Source organism: Roseovarius sp. MS2, assembly GCF_051447875.1.
Classification (GTDB): domain Bacteria; phylum Pseudomonadota; class Alphaproteobacteria; order Rhodobacterales; family Rhodobacteraceae; genus Roseovarius; species Roseovarius mucosus_A.
This window is the reverse complement of sequence record NZ_JBKHVF010000001.1, coordinates 3,194,609-3,209,326: the sequence shown is the minus strand read 5'-3', so window position 1 is coordinate 3,209,326 and position 14,718 is coordinate 3,194,609. Positions and strand designations below refer to the sequence as shown.

Sequence of the window (14,718 nt, the reverse complement as noted above, 5' to 3'; positions counted from 1 at the left end):
TTGGCGTGATCGTTCAAGACTGGTGTTCGTCCGCGCGTTAATTGCCGTTCAAACCATGAACGGGAGTTACTCATGCGCTTCACTCTGAACGGACTAGGTCAGGATATTCCGGCCGATTGGGCAGATGAGCCGCTGTTGGTCCTGTTGCGGGAACACATCGGACTGACGGGTGCGAAATTCGGGTGCGGGGTTGGCATTTGCGGGGCCTGCACGATCATTGTGGACGGTGCCGCCACGCGCGCCTGCATGATCCGCTCCGGCGATATCGAGGGTCTGAACGTCCGCACGATCGAGGGGCTGGCCGACGGGGACAGCTTGCACCCGGTTCAGCAGGCCTGGTTGGACCTCGGAGTGCCACAATGCGGCTATTGTCAGGCTGGTCAGATCATGGCGGCTGTGGCGCTGCTGGAGGAAACGCCTGACCCATCGGAGGATGACATTGATGCGGCGATGGACGGCAACCTGTGCAGATGCGGCACCTATCCGCGTATCCGTGCGGCGATTGCCCGCGCGGCGGAGCGTGTGTGATGCAGCGGCGTGCGTTTCTGGCGGCCTCGGCCGTGGGGCTTGTGGCCGCTATCGGTGCGACGGCGTGTTCGCGCATCCCGGTTATCCCCAAACGTCCTGATCCGGACGTCTCGACTGCCATAGGATGGATCGCGCATCGGGACGGGCATTTCACCCTGACCCTGCCGCGCGCCGAGATGGGACAGAACATCGCCACCGCACTGAAGCAGGTCGCCTGCACCGAGCTTGGGGCGGAGTGGGACCGGGTCGACGTGGTCCTGCATGCGACCGACATGCCGCGCGTCAAGGCGACGGTGGGCAGTGAATCGGTGATGCTGTTTGCCGAACCGTTGGCGCAGGCCTGTGCCGCCCTGCGCGATGCCCTGGCTGCCGGAGAGGTTGCAGGACTGGTCCGTGTCAGGGCGCGTCCGGTCTCCGAGTTGCGCGCATTGCGCAGCGGTGGCCTGATCGGCGCCAGCCCCGAACTGGTCCAAGCGCGCGGGATCGTCACGGGCGAACCGCTTTATGCGGCCGATATCCGACTGCCGGGAATGCTTTATGGTCGGGTGCTGCGCGCCCCTGCGTCCGTCGAGTTGCACTCTGGCCCCCGGCGCTGGGATATCGATGCGGCGCGCGCGGTGCCTGGCTTTGTCGCGGTTGTCGAGGATTGTGGCCCGCCGATTGGCAAGGCTCAGGGGCTTGGCATTGTCGCCGCCCGACCCGGCGCGCTTGATGCAATTGCTGAAGCGTTGCAGGTGGAGTGGGATGTGGCGGGCCAACACCCCCACGCGGATATCGCGCGCGCCATTGACGTCGATGCCCGTCTTGGAGCGGGCGCACTCCCGCACAAGGTTCTGAACGGCGCGCCCGAGGCTGGCCCGTGGGATGTCGATCTGCGTCTTGATATCCCCATGGCAGCCCATGGCCCGATCGAGCCGCGCGGAGCCGTAGCATTCTGGGAAGACGGGGCATTGCGGGTCTGGGCCGGTACGCAAGATGCCTTCTACATCCGAGATTTTCTGGCCGATGCCTTCGGGCTATCTGCCGGTGCAGTCACTGTCCAATCCTGCCGGATTGGCGGGGCCTTCGGCGGCAAGACGATTTGCACGGTTGAGGCAGAGGCGGCGGCACTCACACTTGCCGTGAGCAGCCCCGTCAAGGTCCAGTGGACGCGCGCTCAGGAATATGCGCTTGGGTTCCACCGCCCGCCGTCTTCTCACCGGGTCAGGGCGCGCGTCGGGCAAGGCCGGATCACCGACTGGGACCATGCGCAGATGAGTTCGCATATCATGTTCACCGCCGCCGTCGTGCCATCCTGGATGCAGCGCGGCACCGACGTCTTTGCCGGCGATGGTGGCGTGGCGCGAGGTATGGCCGCGCCCTATGTGCTGGGCCGTGCCCGCGCAGCTTATGACATGGTGCGCCTGCCTGTGCATACCGGCCCATGGCGCGGGCTGGGTGCCGGGCCGAACGCGCTGGCTATTGAGAGTGCCATGGACGAGGCGGCACTGGCCGCAGGCGTCGATCCCTTGGCGTTCCGCCTTGCGCATGTTGCTGATCCGTTTTTGGCGGCATGTCTTGAGCGGGTGGGTGAAATCTCTAGTTGGGGCAAAACGCCTGCGTTCTCCGAGGGTCTGCGGGTGGGACGCGGTATCGCCTGCGGCACCTACAAGGAGACCAGCCATGCGGCGGCCATTGCCGATGTGGCCGTCGATGCCCGTGGTCGGGTGCGGGTCACGCGAATGTGGTGCGTGCATGATTGCGGGCTGGTCATCAACCCTGATCAGGTCCGTGCGCAATGCGAAGGCAATCTAGTCTGGAGCCTTGCCATGGTGCTAACCGACGATCTGCCCACGGAAGACGGGCGCGTCACGGCCCAGACCTTTGCGGATGCCCCAATCCCGCGCATGACCGATACACCCACACTCACCGTTGATCTGATCCAAAGCGATCGTCCGCCACAAGGCGCAGGCGAAACCGTCATGGTGGCAGGCCCCGGCGCCATCGCCAATGCGATCAGCGCAGCCACCGGCCGACGCCTGGTCCGCTTTCCGGCGCGGGCCGGGGACCTCGCGTTATGATGGCATTCGGCTACAAAAGTGCCCTGACCTTTCGTGTTTTGCCCTGCCTCCGAAAGAGGGTGCCGGACCTTCGTTCTTTTGAACATCCCCCTGTTTTGGATTATCCTCTGGCTGGAAAGGGTTAACGTGCATGGCTCAACGCATTGAAGGACAGGATTTCGCTTCGGCCGCCATGATGCGCCTGGTCGCAATGGGGCTTGCACGGCAGGGCATTTCCATTCCCGTGCCGACGTCCCCGACCGCGCATGTTTCGCTTGAGGACAAGCGTGCGGTCCTCAGCGCTGTCTTGGCATGTCATGGCCCTTTGGCCATCCTGTCCATTGCAGACGCCGCATGCGCCATGGCCCCCGAGCCGGTCGTCCAAGCCTTGACCAATGCACGGGACATACCTGATCTCATGGAGCGCTGGCACAGGCTGGAGCGCTTCAGCCATGGGCGACACAGGGTCGAGATAGAGCAGCTTTCTCCGCAACGCTTTCGACTGACCCACCGCGCGCGTGACCATGGCCCGCCGCCATCCATGGCAGAAAGCTTGTTGGTGCTTGGGCTTCTTACAATCCTGACCGAGATGACCGGATCGACGGATGTGACGATGAAAACTGACGCGGGCGCGGTCTGGCGCAGCGAGGGTAAATGGCATGACCCGGGCACGTCACAAGGCGTCGGCAGTGTCGTCCTGACAGCGGCATCGGCAAGCAGAACGGTCGAAGTGCATGGCAATAACCCGGAGACCGATCTGGTATCACGGTTGCGAGGCCGTCTTGTTGCAGACCCGGTGCGCCGCTGGACAGTGGCCAGTCTTGCGGCCGAAGCTGGTGCCGCGCCCCGCACCCTTCAGCGCCGCCTGACCGAAGGATCGGCTTCCTTTTCCCGCCTTGTGACCGATGCGCGGATCGAGGTCGCTGCAACCCACCTGTGCAAATCCAATGGCCTAGCACTTGCAGAGATCGCCTTCATCGCAGGCTTTGCCGATCAGGCCCATTTTGCTCGCACATTCAGCCGAACCGTAGGCACAACCCCGAGCAGCTATCGCGCAGACTTTGGCCAGTAGCAGATCTGAAACCCGCCATCTGCCTGAACTTATTACAAAGTTTCACCTGCAGAATGAGCCTTCAACATTGCGGACACTCAGGTCTCATTTGCTGATCGGCCGCTAAGGGCCGGTCTTGCTCTCAAGGCAAAGGCCGCGTCCCAACTTTGCAAACCCCGCTTTCTGCGCACTGCGGCCATTCGTGACCTTCGCAGCGAAAGTCTGCTCCGGGTCGTTAGTCGACATATCAAGCACGCTCTGCGGTCTTCTCGGTCACCGCCGTCAAAGAGCCCAGATAATGCACCATGAGCTTTCTTGTCAGCGGAGCAATCAGCCTGATGTCAAAGCGAAACACCCACGCCAAAAGGCGCGCCCGGAGGCTTTTCCACGACTGGCTCAAAAGGCTGGAAACAACCAGCTGCGCCGATTTGCGGGTGATCATGACGCCAATGTTGAATTTCGCGAGGAATTGATCCAGGTTCCTGAGCCACTGTGACCCGCTGGTTTCAATAATTCCGCCTCTTTTTCATGAGGTTATCATGTTTCAGAGGGGCCGCGCCAAATGGAAAAACGGGTCAGTCCGACGCGAAAATCAACAATTTGCACATCGACTGAGCGCGTTGGCAGATCCTCAGCCGCCGGGGCTCTGTCGCAAAATCCGGATGGGGGACACGGTCAGGATCTGATCAATCAGAGGGGACGTATCCTCTCCAAAGCGACCTGCGCTGTTCAGTCCCGCCCCGATCAGTTGGACGACATCCGGCGAACCGGCAAATGCCGAATGACTCCCTGAACTGGAGTCGTTGATGTCTGACAGGTCGATCACGGTCAGCCCGAATTCCTCAAGATCCCTGAGCGGGGCAGCCCCCACACGGGGCACACCACCGGCAAGGCGGGCAGAAACACGCAGAGCGGCGTCCCGCTCTGAGATTAGCAAAAAGATCGAGCGCCGGATTTCGGGGGATAACCGGTTGAGCTGTGCTCGGAACAGATCAATGTCGATATCGGGCGCGGCCAGAACGATGGTATTCAGATTTTTTCTACGGCCAAGCTCACCGCTTCGATCACGCTCCACAAGACCTTCCATGGTCAAGAGACTGCCCATGGAATGCGCGAAAACATCAACGCTATGCGCCTTGGTCTGTCCCAGAATCTCGGCTATTTCAGGCACCATATCCCGGGCGATCAGAGCGCTGTTGAGATCGTGTACATACCGGATCGTGCGTGCCGCAGATGCCCAGCTCAGCAAGACAGGCACGCCCTCAAAGTTGCTATCCTCGACAAACTGACCCAACCGCAACAGGGAATCTGTTGGCGTATTGTTGAACCCGTGGACAAAAAGCAGGATCGTCCGCTTGTCGGCGGGGCGGCTTGCAAGCTCTCGGTTGATCGCGTCAACAAAGGCAGCATCACCGGCATAGGTCACCGGATCAACGGCCATAAACTCTGTTCGCGGGTCAGGCGGCAGGCGTCTTGCCCGTTTTAACCTGCCAATTGAGTGGTTCGGAGGAACCAGCACATCCACAGAGGCAAGGCCAAGTGTCCGCGCGCGGTTGGCCGACAAGAACGCTCCGGGTTCCTCGGACGGCGCGCGGCTGCTTGTGATAAAAATTCGGTGCCGCGTGCTCTCAGCCTCAACCGCCGGGCGGAGTGCCGGATTGTCGATGCCAATGATTTCAGGAGGACGGCTGCAGGCCGCTAGGATCAGTGTCATCAAGACACCGATAATCAAGGTGCAGCGACGGAACACAAGGACAGGCGCAGGAACTGTGGATTCGTGTGCAAGACCCATGTCGCCCCCGCTAGGTTGGAAGTTTCCCAAGCACATTCGGTCAGGCTCCCGAAGTTGTCCAGACGAGGATTGACCCAACCGGGCTGATCCTTAGGGCGGCGTTGGGCCGTCGACCCTGTTTACGCAGCGCGGATCAACGGTCCGGATGGTCCTGACTTTCGCATCACCATCAATCCGGGCATTTGGGCTGGATTGTCAGGTGGCCATGGTGCCATGTAATGCGGTAGACCGTCAGTCCGAGGTACAGGGATGCGCGACAAGGAAAATCGCCCCGATGGCGTGATTCAACTGCTGCCGAGACTGTTCAGGCCGCTCTCTCCTGCGGGCATTCTTGTTGGAGCCGTGCTCTTTGCCATGTCGCTCACGCCGTCGATGGTGCCGCGCGGCCCCGAGATACAGGGGGCACTTGGGGGTCTTGTCTTTGCGATTGGTTATGCGGCGGCATACGTTGTCAGGTCAGGCGTTTACTGGCTGGGTGTGCAACCGGCTTTCCGGCCGTCGCACTTGCAAATCTACGCGATCCATGCGCTCGCGCTGATGATCTGCGGCTTTGGCCTCTGGATGGGCGCAGAGTGGCAGAACTCGATCCGCGTAGTCTGGGGCCTGCCCGAACTCGACGGCTTTGCCACGACCTTTGTTGTCGCAATTGCCCTGGCCGTTGCCGCGCTACTAATTTTCGCCGGGCGACTTTTTGAGCTGCTCGCGGCCAAATGGTATCGCCGCACCGCGCGGTATCTGCCACCGCGTGTCGCGCGGGGGGTCGGGCTGCTCTTGGCGCTGGGGATCTTCTGGGCTGTGATCGACGGGATTGCCTTTCGCTTTGCCCTCAGGACGATCGACACCACGTCGCGGATCGCCGATCTGGTGATCCCGCCTGATCTTGCACCGCCGACGGACGCGGACACGCCGGGGAGTGCGGCCTCGCTGATCGCGTGGGAGGATCTGGGGCGTTGGGGGCGCGGCTATGTGATCTCGGGCCCCGACCGCGCCGAGATCGCGGCGTTCTGGGAGAAACCGGCCCGCCAACCGATCCGGGTCTATGTCGGGCTCACCGCCTCGGGGACGGTTGAAGAGCGCGCGAAGCTCGCCTTTGACGAATTGGTGCGGGTGGGCGGATTCGAAAGGAAATACCTTGTCATCGCCACGCCCACCGGTTCCGGCTGGCTCGACCCCGGTGCGATGAATACGCTGGAGTATATCACGCGAGGGGACGTAGCCACGGTCGCGATCCAGTATTCCTACCTGTCCAGCCCGATGTCGGTGATCATCGACCCTGAGAACGGGCTCGCGGAATCCCGCGCACTCTTTGATCTGATCTATGGGCACTGGACCGCGCAGCCACCGGCAAGCCGGCCCCGCCTCTATCTGCACGGTCTGAGCCTCGGGGCTTTCCTGTCACAGGAAACCGTTCCCCTTCTGAATATGTTCGGGGATCCCTTTCACGGCGCTCTGTGGACCGGCTCTCCGTTCCTCAGCGACATGTGGCGGATGGTGCAGGACCGGCGCCATCCCGATAGCCCGGCATGGCGTCCGAAATTCGGAAACGGGTCTTTGATCCGCACCGCCAATCAGGATGGCGGGCTGGAGCGGTTTGAGGCCCCATGGGGACCGATCCGCCTTGTGTTCTTGCAATATGGCAGCGATCCCATCGTTTTTTTCGACTATTCTCTGGCTTGGCGGCGTCCCGACTGGCTCAGAGCGAACCGCGCGCCAGATCTGGGGCCGGACATGCGCTGGGTGCCTCTTGTCACGATGTTGCAGGTCGGTTTTGACATGGCGGTTGCCGTTGGAACGCTGGGCTATGGCCATGATTACGCCGCACGCCACTATATTCCCGCCTGGGCCGAAACGCTGGAGCCTGCAGGCTGGACCCCCGAAATCGAAGCGCGGCTCATCGACCACCTGAGGGATCTCACCCCGCGCTGAGGCAATTTCAGAAAAAGTTGATAGACTTTTTGGGTTTGAAGTTTCGCCAATTCAAAGGGTTAAAGCGTGTTGGCGTTTCAGCGAAATGCCGAAAGGCTTTAGGCGGGAAAGCGGAGCCTGACCCGCAGACCCGGCCCCGCATCTTCGAGGGTCAGCGCCGCGTCATGCACCTGGGCGATGCCCGCCACAAGGCTCAGCCCCAGACCGTTTCCGGGGGTCCCGCGGCTGCGATCCAGCCGGTAGAGACGGCGCAGCACCAGATCCCGCTCTGCCTCGGGAATGCCGGGGCCGTTATCCGTGACCGACAAATCGATATGGGTCTCTGCCTCTGATAGGGCAACGGTGATCGTGGTGCCTTGCGGGGTGTGGTGCATCGCATTCTCGATGAGATTGGCCAGAACCTGCCCCAAAAGGGTGCGGTCCCCCATCACCGGGCGCACGGGCACATCCGGCAGGGCGCAGATCAGCATTTGCCCATTCTCGGCCGTTGCAGGATCGTAAACATCACAGAGCGTCTGGCACAGTTCTGACAGGTCCACCGGCGCAAACCGCCCTCGTGGCGAGCCGCTTTCGATCTGCGACAGTTGCAAGAGCGCGTGAAAGATCGCCACGATCCTGTCGAGTTCCGCCTGAGCCCGGCCCAGCATCTCCCGCGCCTCCTTGGTCAGATCCGGGCTCTGGCTCAGATCGTCCAGATGCACGGCGGCGCGCTGGATCGGGGTCTTGAGGTCATGGGCAATATCCGAGGACACCTGCCGCAGGCTCTCGACCGCATCCTCTTGCGCGCGGGCCATCTGATCGACCTTGGCGGCAATGCGCGCCAGATCGTCTGACCAGCCTGTGACATCCCCCACCCGCGCCTCTCGGTTTCCCGATGTCAGGTGATCCAGCGTTCCGCTGATGACCGCCACATGCCGTGCGCCGCGCCGCGCCAGCACCCACCCGCCCGACAGCGCCACAAGAACCGTGGGCAGCAGCGAGATACCCAGAATGTTGAGAAACGCATCCCGCAACGCGTCGATATGCGCAAGGCTGCGCGCCACGGTCAACTGGCCACCCTGCAGCGATGTGGTCAGCGCCAGAAATCGCCCCTCGATCTCGGGATTGCCCGGAAGATAGGATATGATCCGATAGCCATCCGCATCGCGCGCCACCAGCGCATTGCCATAATGCCGCCCGTTCGGGGCGAAATAGCTCAGCACGACCCGCTCAGGATCGGTGCTGCGTGCCTCGGCCTCGACCAGTGCGGCGAGGGCGGCGGCAGACGGGGCCGCGCGAAACCCCGCCATATCCTGCGTAAGATCGGCGCGGAGCGTCTGCTCGAAAGAGGACCGCGTGTAGAGGTAACTCGCCCAAAGCCCCAGCAGCGATACCAGCGCGAACAAGAGCACAAGCCCCGCCGCCAGCCGGATCGGCATGGAGCGCAGCAAAAAGGCGCGCCTCAAGGTCATGCGTCGATCCGGTAGCCGGCACCGCGCACCGTCTTGATAAGTTCGGTTGTAAAGGGTTTGTCAACCTTGGCCCGCAAGCGGCTGATATGGGTTTCGACCACATTGGTCATCGGATCGAACGAGATATCCCAGATCGCCTCGAGCAGCATCGTGCGTGTCTGCACGCGCCCCTTGCGGCGCATGAGATGTTCGAGAATGGCAAACTCACGTGGCAAAAGGTCGATCTCCTGCCCCTCTCGTGTCACCTTGCGGGCGATCAGATCCATTTCCAGAGGGCCTGCGCGCAACACGGTCTCTTGCTCCAGCGCATGCGGACGCCGCGCCAGCGCCGCAACCCGTGCCGATAACTCGCCAAAGGCAAAGGGTTTGACCAGATAATCATCCGCCCCCGCGTTCAAACCGCTGACACGTTCGTCGACGCTGCCAAGCGAGGTCAGGAAAAGAACCGGCGTGTGGTTTCCCGCGCCGCGCAGGGTCTTGACCAGTGTCAGCCCGTCGATTTCCGGCAGCATTCGGTCGATGATCAGAACGTCATAGGGTCCGCTCGTTGCCTGAATCAACGCATCCCGCCCGTTGCTGACCAGGTCGACGCTCTGCCCTTCCTCGCGCAGACCCCGCGCGATATAGGCCCCCGTCGTTGCATCGTCTTCGACCACAAGCAGCTTCATGTCATCCTCGTGATTTCCTTGGCCTGTGAACCGGCTATCCCCGTTGGAACCGATTTGCACCCGTTTTTGGAAGCGCATGCCCTACCTAAACTATTTGTATAGTTGGGCACATCCGGCTGTGAGACCCGCGCATCATATGGGCACCATCGCACGCAACACAACGGAGCTTTCAATGATGTCCTCCACACCTCTTTCCCGTCGCCTTGCAGGGTCCGCAGCCCTTGCCGCCGTCTTGGGCGCAACAGGCCTTTCTCTCGGCATCGCCAGCCCAGCGCTGGCTGTCCCTGCGGGGGGATATGGCGACCTTGTCGCCGCCGTCTCGCCCGCCGTGGTCTATATCGAAGTCACCGCCAAGTCACAGCCGACCAACATGTCCGGCCAATTGCCCGAAGACCTGCCCGAAGAGCTGCGCCGTCAATTCGAGCGGATGATGCCCGAGGGTGAGATGCCAGCCCGTCAAGGTCTTGGATCGGGCTTCATCATTTCCGAAGACGGCAAGATCGTCACCAACAACCACGTGGTCGAAGGTGCCGAGACCGTGACCGTCAAAATGGCCGATGGCCGCGCATTCGACGCCACCGTTATCGGCAGCGACCCGCTGACTGATGTGGCCGTACTTCAGCTTGACACAGAGGAACCCCTGCCCTTCGTGCGTTTCGGCAAGTCGGACACGATGCGGGCCGGGGATGAGGTGGTTGCAGTTGGCAATCCCTATGGTTTGGGCGGCACGGTGACCTCCGGCATCGTCTCGGCCCTGTCGCGCAACATCAATTCTGGCCCCTATGATGACTATATCCAGACCGATGCCGCCATCAACCGGGGCAATTCCGGTGGGCCTCTCTTTAACAACGCAGGCGAGGTGATCGGCATGAACACCGCCATCTTCTCTCCCGATGGTGGGTCGGTCGGCATTGGCTTTGCGGTGCCGTCGGACCTCGTGCAGCACATCGTGGCGGACCTGTCGGATGACGGCATGATCACCCGTGGCTGGCTGGGCGTGCAGATCAAGCCGATGCCCGAGGATATCGCGCAGGTGCTGGGTTATGACACCCCCAGAGGCGCTGTGATCGAGAATGTGACGCCCGACAGCCCCGCTGCCAAGGCGGGCCTCATGCAAGGCGACATCATCCTCAGCTTCAACGAGACCGCGATTGCCGAGTTGCGCGATCTGACCCGCGCCGTGGCGGCGACCGATCCCGAGGCCGTCGTGCCGGTCACCGTGCTGCACAAAGGCACGGAAAAGACCCTCGACGTGACGATTGGCACATTGGCTAATCCGAACGCCTGAGGAAAATCCGTGTCGGCGCATCCATGCGGCGCCGACACGGACAACCCACCGGACATCTTGCGCAAACCCGCCCCTCCCGATCCGTGCCAGCTCATTTTGGAAAGAGGAATGTCGCCCCAAAGCGTATCCCCCAACCATCGGGACCTGCGGCTGGGCTGTCGGCCCAATAGCGAACGCCGCCGAACAGGCTGACAGGCTTGCCCCCGATCCGCACCAGTTTTGAGGCCACTGCATTGACTGGAACCGCCCAGTCCTCGGCCTCCCAGTCATAGGCAGTCTCAGTCTGCAAGGTGAAGGTCCAAGCATTCTCTGTGGTGTATGAGATGAAGGGTTGCACAAAGGTCCTGTTGATATCCGCGCGCGCGTCATCACCGGCAAAGGACCAAATGTGGTTGGCCAGCCCCCCACTGTCCAGGGCCCGCGTTGAACCAGCACGACGCCAGTCGGCCCTGCCCCCCATTTCTCGGAACCGAGCAGATCATCGGTCGCAGTCGGAAAGAGCACGACAGACCCCAGCCCCCAAATGACACCGCCCGCCGTGGGGGCCTTGGGCGAGAAGAAGAAACTCTGGAGAATGTCACCAAGGCCGCTCTGCGATCCTGATCCAGGCACTATATCATCCTGATGGATGATCGGGACAATCGTCCGCGAAATCAGGTTCCAATTCTCGCCGATAGAAAAGGGAATAACCGGCTGGACGTTAAGCACCAGTCGCGATCCATCGCCATTTGGTCCGATGCCATCGTCCTGATTGAACTGGAACGGCACACTGATCAACGAGGCGACCGGATTTGCCAGTTGCTGGGCAAGCTCTTCGGCGTCTTGGGCCAAGGCCTGCCCGCCCCATGGGCCAGCAAGCAAGAGGCTGAGGCCCACAGCGACAAGATGTCGGCGCATGGATCGTCTCCTTATTGAGGTTGATCTGCTCCGGGGTGTCCTAAGGCGGATGGCTGCGCCTCCGGCGTTCTGCCGTCGTCCCGGAATGCAAGGTCAAGCGAACAGGGGGGTGGCAAGCGATGATCCTGCGCTGACCACCAGAGGTTTACTCGGAAATGACAGCCCCGACCGTAGCCGCGTAGGGGTCTGTATCCGCCGCATCAGATTTTGCCTTGGTGCCGGGCATGATTTCGAACCTTGGATCGAAATCTACCATCAACGCCGCAAGCTGCCCGAGGATCGCCAGATCGCCCTCGGCCGTTGCCGTGCCATCGGCAAGCTGTTCTTCCAGTGGCTTGATCCCCGCCATCGTCACCTCCAGATCGGCACGGTTGATCGTTAGCGTCAGGTCCGCCGCCGGGTCCTGGAACCCCTGAATGTTGGTCAGCGTTGCGTTCCGTAACTCGACGATGAACTGCTCACCATTGTCCGGCGTCACAAGATTGATGCTGAATTCCAACCCCTCCGCCCTTTGGCTGTCCATCCGGATGCCAAGGAAATTGAGGAAAAGCTCGGTCGACATGGCCCGAATGATATCCGGCCCGGTCGAGCTTGCGGTTGCGCCCTGAGGAATACCTGTCCGAAGCTCGTAGGCCGCCGCGAGGAAACTGTTGCGCAGCCCCGGATTCTCTTGCTGATAGCCAAGCTGTTCAAAGACGTCGGCAAGCAGGTCCTTGGCCTCGACATTGCCCGGCTCCGCCTGAACCAGCTTGTTCATGATCTCCGAGGCAAGCAGATAGTCGCCCGCGTCAAACAAGGCGCGCGAGCGCGCGATGATCCGCTCGGACCCGCCCATCATCTCGACATAAAGCGGGGCCGAGTCGGCGGGCGATAGCGGGATCAGCGTCGCGGGGTTACAATCCCAGAACCCGAGAAAGCGCTGTGCCACACCACGGGCGTTGTGTTCGGGAGAGCCGTGATAGCCCCGACAATGCCATTTCGCCTGAAGCCCCTTCGGCACCTCATAGACATTGTGGATCTGGTTGATGGTGACGCCCTGATTGGCGTAGTGAAGAACCTGGTTATTGGCGTTGGCATAGAGATCGCGCTGGTCGCGGAGCACCTCTTGAATGCGCGCGTTGCCCCAACGTGGCCAGTGATGCGAGGCGAACATGACTTCGGCCTCTTGCCCAAAGCGGAACAGCGCATCGGCGATATATTTCGACCAGTTGAGCGGATCGCGCACCGGAGCACCGCGCAGCGTGTAGATGTTGTGCAGCGTCGCGGTCACGTTCTCGGCCATCCACAGCGCCTTCATCTCGGGGATATAGGTGTTCATCTCCCGAGGGGCTTCGGTGTTGGGCGTGTTCTGAAAGATCATCCGCAACCCGTCGATCTCGACCTCCTCGATGGGCTCGCTGATCGAGCGTGTGGGCGCGATCAACCCGGATGCCCCGGCGGGGACAACATGGCCAAGGCCCTGCGTTACAAACCCGTGCGGCGCCACCGGCAAAAGCAGGCCGTATTGGTAGAACAGCCGCCGGTTCATCGCATTCCCGGCATAGACGTTTTCCGAGATGGTAAAGTCCATGAAGCCGCCCGGAGCGATGATTTCGACCCGGCCCGAGGTTACGTCTTCATCGCTGACAATGCCACGCACCCCACCAAAGTGATCCCCGTGCGTATGCGAATAAATCACCGCCTTGAGCGGCAGACCCTCCCCGACCTCGCGCTGGAACAACTCCCAAGACGCCCGCGCTGTCTCGGCCGCTGTCATGATGTCAAAGATGATCCAGCCCGTCTTGCCGCGCACGAAGGTAATATTGGCAAGATCGGGGCCTCGGACCTGATAGATGCCCGGAACAACCTCGTAGAGCCCATAGTTATTGTTCAGCCGTGCAATCCGAAGCAGCGAGGGATGGATGCTGTCAAAGGTCTCTTGCGTCTCGTTGAATAGAAACCTCTCGTGATCCCAGGCGACGTTGCCCGCATCCGCCATGATCTTGAGGTCAGGCAGGGGGGCAAGGAAGCCGCGCGCCTGCTCTTCGAAATCCCGCGTATCCGAGAGCGGCAGATTTGCCACTGACGCCTCGAGCGCCCGGATGGTGTGAACGCTGGGTGCCTTGCCTTTGGGGTGGAAATGACCCGCAAGCGGTGGCGGCGCTTCCTGAGCCAAGGCTGGCCCCTCGGTGAATAGCGCACCGCTCAGCGCAAAAGCTGCGCCCGTAACGGGGATGGCTCCGATGAATTGGCGCCTTGTGGTCATTGTGCTCTCCTTATTGCGTTATCCTCAAATGTCAGAACCGTGCGGTCAGACCGATCAGCGGCCCTCCGAGATCAATCTCGACGTCGCGTCCCTTGATTTCTCTGTCGATCGTCATGTGGCGCCAACCGCCCTGCACCGACCAACGGTCGTTGATCTGGTAGCCCAACATCCCAACGGCCTGCCAAGTGCGGTCGTCCCCGCCCCCCGAGCCGCCAAAGTCGGCCAGGACGGTGAGATACCAACGCGAGTTGAGGGCGACACGAATGCGCCCGCCCAGAACTGGGTCAATCCAAGTGTCGCCCAAGTTGAACCTCTGCCCCGGCAGCGTGCCCGGTGCGAGCCTCACATCCAGATCGGCGCTCACAGCACGGAACCCGCCCATCAGATCGACCGACACCTGAGCGCTCTCCTTTAGCCGATAGGCCGCATAGCCGCTTGCAACCCGCAGCTCAGTTTCCACCGTCGCACGCGAAAAAAGAGCGCCGAACGGGGCATTCTGGCGCTCAGAGAGATCGGTATAAACAAGATCGGCGATCAGGCTCCAAGGCCCGCGCCGCGCCTCAAACACCCCCATAAAGGCGAAATCAGTTGCCGAAAGGACGTCACCAACACCCGCATCGGCGTCAATCGTGCCAAAACCAGTCTCGATAGATGTAGAGGCCCCGGGCGTCCAAACATACGGAGAGAGGGTGAATTCCCACGATGCTTCTTGCGCTGCCCCCACCGACGCCAGTGGCGAAACCGTCAACGCGGCAATGATGCACGTTTTCCAAGACATCCTCCACGCTCCCCAGTTGCGGTCAAAACGTGTCGCCTGCTCGTTTCCGATATGA

13 protein-coding genes are annotated in these 14,718 nt (G+C 61.5%); 6 read left to right on the top strand and 7 right to left on the bottom strand.

Annotation, left to right across the window (positions count from 1 at the left end; translation table 11 throughout):
* The first annotated feature begins 72 nt into the window (after positions 1-72).
* The 3 genes from ACLGGT_RS15760 to ACLGGT_RS15750 all read left to right on the top strand — a co-directional run bounded on the left by ACLGGT_RS15760 (position 73) and on the right by ACLGGT_RS15750 (position 3,639).
* On the top strand, positions 73-528 hold the full coding sequence (locus ACLGGT_RS15760) for a (2Fe-2S)-binding protein (protein ID WP_081508428.1): 456 nt from the start codon (positions 73-75) through the stop codon (positions 526-528).
* Complete coding sequence (locus ACLGGT_RS15755; protein WP_437196782.1) at positions 528-2,588, top strand: molybdopterin cofactor-binding domain-containing protein; 2,061 nt, start codon at positions 528-530, stop codon at positions 2,586-2,588. The genes ACLGGT_RS15760 and ACLGGT_RS15755 overlap by 1 nt, the downstream gene beginning before the upstream one ends.
* 130 nt (positions 2,589-2,718) lie before the next feature.
* Complete coding sequence (locus tag ACLGGT_RS15750) at positions 2,719-3,639, top strand: helix-turn-helix transcriptional regulator (RefSeq protein ID WP_437196781.1); 921 nt, start codon at positions 2,719-2,721, stop codon at positions 3,637-3,639.
* Between the two features lie 226 nt (positions 3,640-3,865).
* Here the strand turns inward: ACLGGT_RS15750 and ACLGGT_RS15745 are convergent, their stop codons facing one another.
* Both ACLGGT_RS15745 and ACLGGT_RS15740 read right to left on the bottom strand, forming a co-directional pair.
* Positions 3,866-4,060 (bottom strand): hypothetical protein, encoded by a 195-nt coding sequence (locus ACLGGT_RS15745; RefSeq protein ID WP_437196780.1) that lies wholly within the window; start codon positions 4,058-4,060, stop codon positions 3,866-3,868.
* Between the two features lie 189 nt (positions 4,061-4,249).
* The gene (locus ACLGGT_RS15740) at positions 4,250-5,332 is read right to left on the bottom strand and encodes an alpha/beta hydrolase (protein ID WP_437196779.1); all 1,083 of its coding nucleotides are present in this window, start codon (positions 5,330-5,332) and stop codon (positions 4,250-4,252) included.
* A 327-nt stretch (positions 5,333-5,659) separates the two neighbouring features.
* Here ACLGGT_RS15740 and ACLGGT_RS15735 point away from each other — a divergent pair, with 327 nt between their 5' ends.
* Positions 5,660-7,336 carry an alpha/beta hydrolase gene (locus ACLGGT_RS15735; RefSeq protein ID WP_437196778.1) on the top strand — a complete coding sequence of 559 codons (1,677 nt, stop codon included), beginning with the start codon at positions 5,660-5,662 and terminating at the stop codon, positions 7,334-7,336.
* Positions 7,337-7,434: 98 nt separating this feature from the next.
* Here ACLGGT_RS15735 and ACLGGT_RS15730 read toward each other — a convergent pair whose 3' ends face one another.
* On the bottom strand, positions 7,435-8,787 hold the full coding sequence (locus tag ACLGGT_RS15730) for a sensor histidine kinase (protein WP_437196777.1): 1,353 nt from the start codon (positions 8,785-8,787) through the stop codon (positions 7,435-7,437).
* Positions 8,784-9,455, bottom strand: coding sequence for a winged helix-turn-helix domain-containing protein (locus ACLGGT_RS15725; protein WP_008282142.1), 672 nt, complete (start codon positions 9,453-9,455; stop codon positions 8,784-8,786). Before ACLGGT_RS15725 ends, ACLGGT_RS15730 begins: the two co-directional genes overlap by 4 nt.
* Before the next feature lie 175 nt (positions 9,456-9,630).
* Between ACLGGT_RS15725 and ACLGGT_RS15720 the strand changes: the two genes are divergently transcribed.
* Positions 9,631-10,743, top strand: coding sequence for a trypsin-like peptidase domain-containing protein (locus ACLGGT_RS15720; RefSeq protein ID WP_437196776.1), 1,113 nt, complete (start codon positions 9,631-9,633; stop codon positions 10,741-10,743).
* A gap of 91 nt (positions 10,744-10,834) precedes the next feature.
* Here the strand turns inward: ACLGGT_RS15720 and ACLGGT_RS15715 are convergent, their stop codons facing one another.
* Positions 10,835-11,032 carry a hypothetical protein gene (locus tag ACLGGT_RS15715; RefSeq protein ID WP_437196775.1) on the bottom strand — a complete coding sequence of 66 codons (198 nt, stop codon included), beginning with the start codon at positions 11,030-11,032 and terminating at the stop codon, positions 10,835-10,837.
* Positions 11,033-11,367: 335 nt separating this feature from the next.
* Here ACLGGT_RS15715 and ACLGGT_RS15710 point away from each other — a divergent pair, with 335 nt between their 5' ends.
* On the top strand, positions 11,368-11,658 hold the full coding sequence (locus ACLGGT_RS15710) for a hypothetical protein (protein WP_437196773.1): 291 nt from the start codon (positions 11,368-11,370) through the stop codon (positions 11,656-11,658).
* Positions 11,659-11,785: 127 nt separating this feature from the next.
* Here the strand turns inward: ACLGGT_RS15710 and ACLGGT_RS15705 are convergent, their stop codons facing one another.
* Together ACLGGT_RS15705 and ACLGGT_RS15700 are read right to left on the bottom strand one after the other, a co-directional pair.
* Entirely contained in the window at positions 11,786-13,885 is a 2,100-nt protein-coding gene (locus ACLGGT_RS15705; RefSeq protein ID WP_437196772.1) for an alkyl/aryl-sulfatase, read from the bottom strand.
* Positions 13,886-13,916: 31 nt separating this feature from the next.
* Positions 13,917-14,663: a hypothetical protein gene (locus tag ACLGGT_RS15700; RefSeq protein ID WP_437196771.1), complete on the bottom strand. Its 747-nt coding sequence runs from the start codon at positions 14,661-14,663 to the stop codon at positions 13,917-13,919.
* Positions 14,664-14,718: the final 55 nt, after the last annotated feature.

Bases quoted from the DNA above. Each gene is read 5' to 3' on its own strand.
- ACLGGT_RS15740 (WP_437196779.1), bottom strand. From the start codon at position 5,332: ATGACACTGATCCTAGCGGCCTGCAGCCGTCCTCCTGAAATCATTGGC.
- ACLGGT_RS15755 (WP_437196782.1), top strand. From the start codon at position 528: ATGCAGCGGCGTGCGTTTCTGGCGGCCTCGGCCGTGGGGCTTGTGGCC.
- ACLGGT_RS15710 (WP_437196773.1), top strand. From the start codon at position 11,368: ATGGATGATCGGGACAATCGTCCGCGAAATCAGGTTCCAATTCTCGCC.
- ACLGGT_RS15760 (WP_081508428.1), top strand. From the start codon at position 73: ATGCGCTTCACTCTGAACGGACTAGGTCAGGATATTCCGGCCGATTGG.
- ACLGGT_RS15725 (WP_008282142.1), bottom strand. From the start codon at position 9,455: ATGAAGCTGCTTGTGGTCGAAGACGATGCAACGACGGGGGCCTATATC.
- ACLGGT_RS15700 (WP_437196771.1), bottom strand. From the start codon at position 14,663: ATGTCTTGGAAAACGTGCATCATTGCCGCGTTGACGGTTTCGCCACTG.
- ACLGGT_RS15720 (WP_437196776.1), top strand. From the start codon at position 9,631: ATGTCCTCCACACCTCTTTCCCGTCGCCTTGCAGGGTCCGCAGCCCTT.
- ACLGGT_RS15730 (WP_437196777.1), bottom strand. From the start codon at position 8,787: ATGACCTTGAGGCGCGCCTTTTTGCTGCGCTCCATGCCGATCCGGCTG.
- ACLGGT_RS15705 (WP_437196772.1), bottom strand. From the start codon at position 13,885: ATGACCACAAGGCGCCAATTCATCGGAGCCATCCCCGTTACGGGCGCA.
- ACLGGT_RS15735 (WP_437196778.1), top strand. From the start codon at position 5,660: ATGCGCGACAAGGAAAATCGCCCCGATGGCGTGATTCAACTGCTGCCG.
- ACLGGT_RS15745 (WP_437196780.1), bottom strand. From the start codon at position 4,060: ATGATCACCCGCAAATCGGCGCAGCTGGTTGTTTCCAGCCTTTTGAGC.
- ACLGGT_RS15750 (WP_437196781.1), top strand. From the start codon at position 2,719: ATGGCTCAACGCATTGAAGGACAGGATTTCGCTTCGGCCGCCATGATG.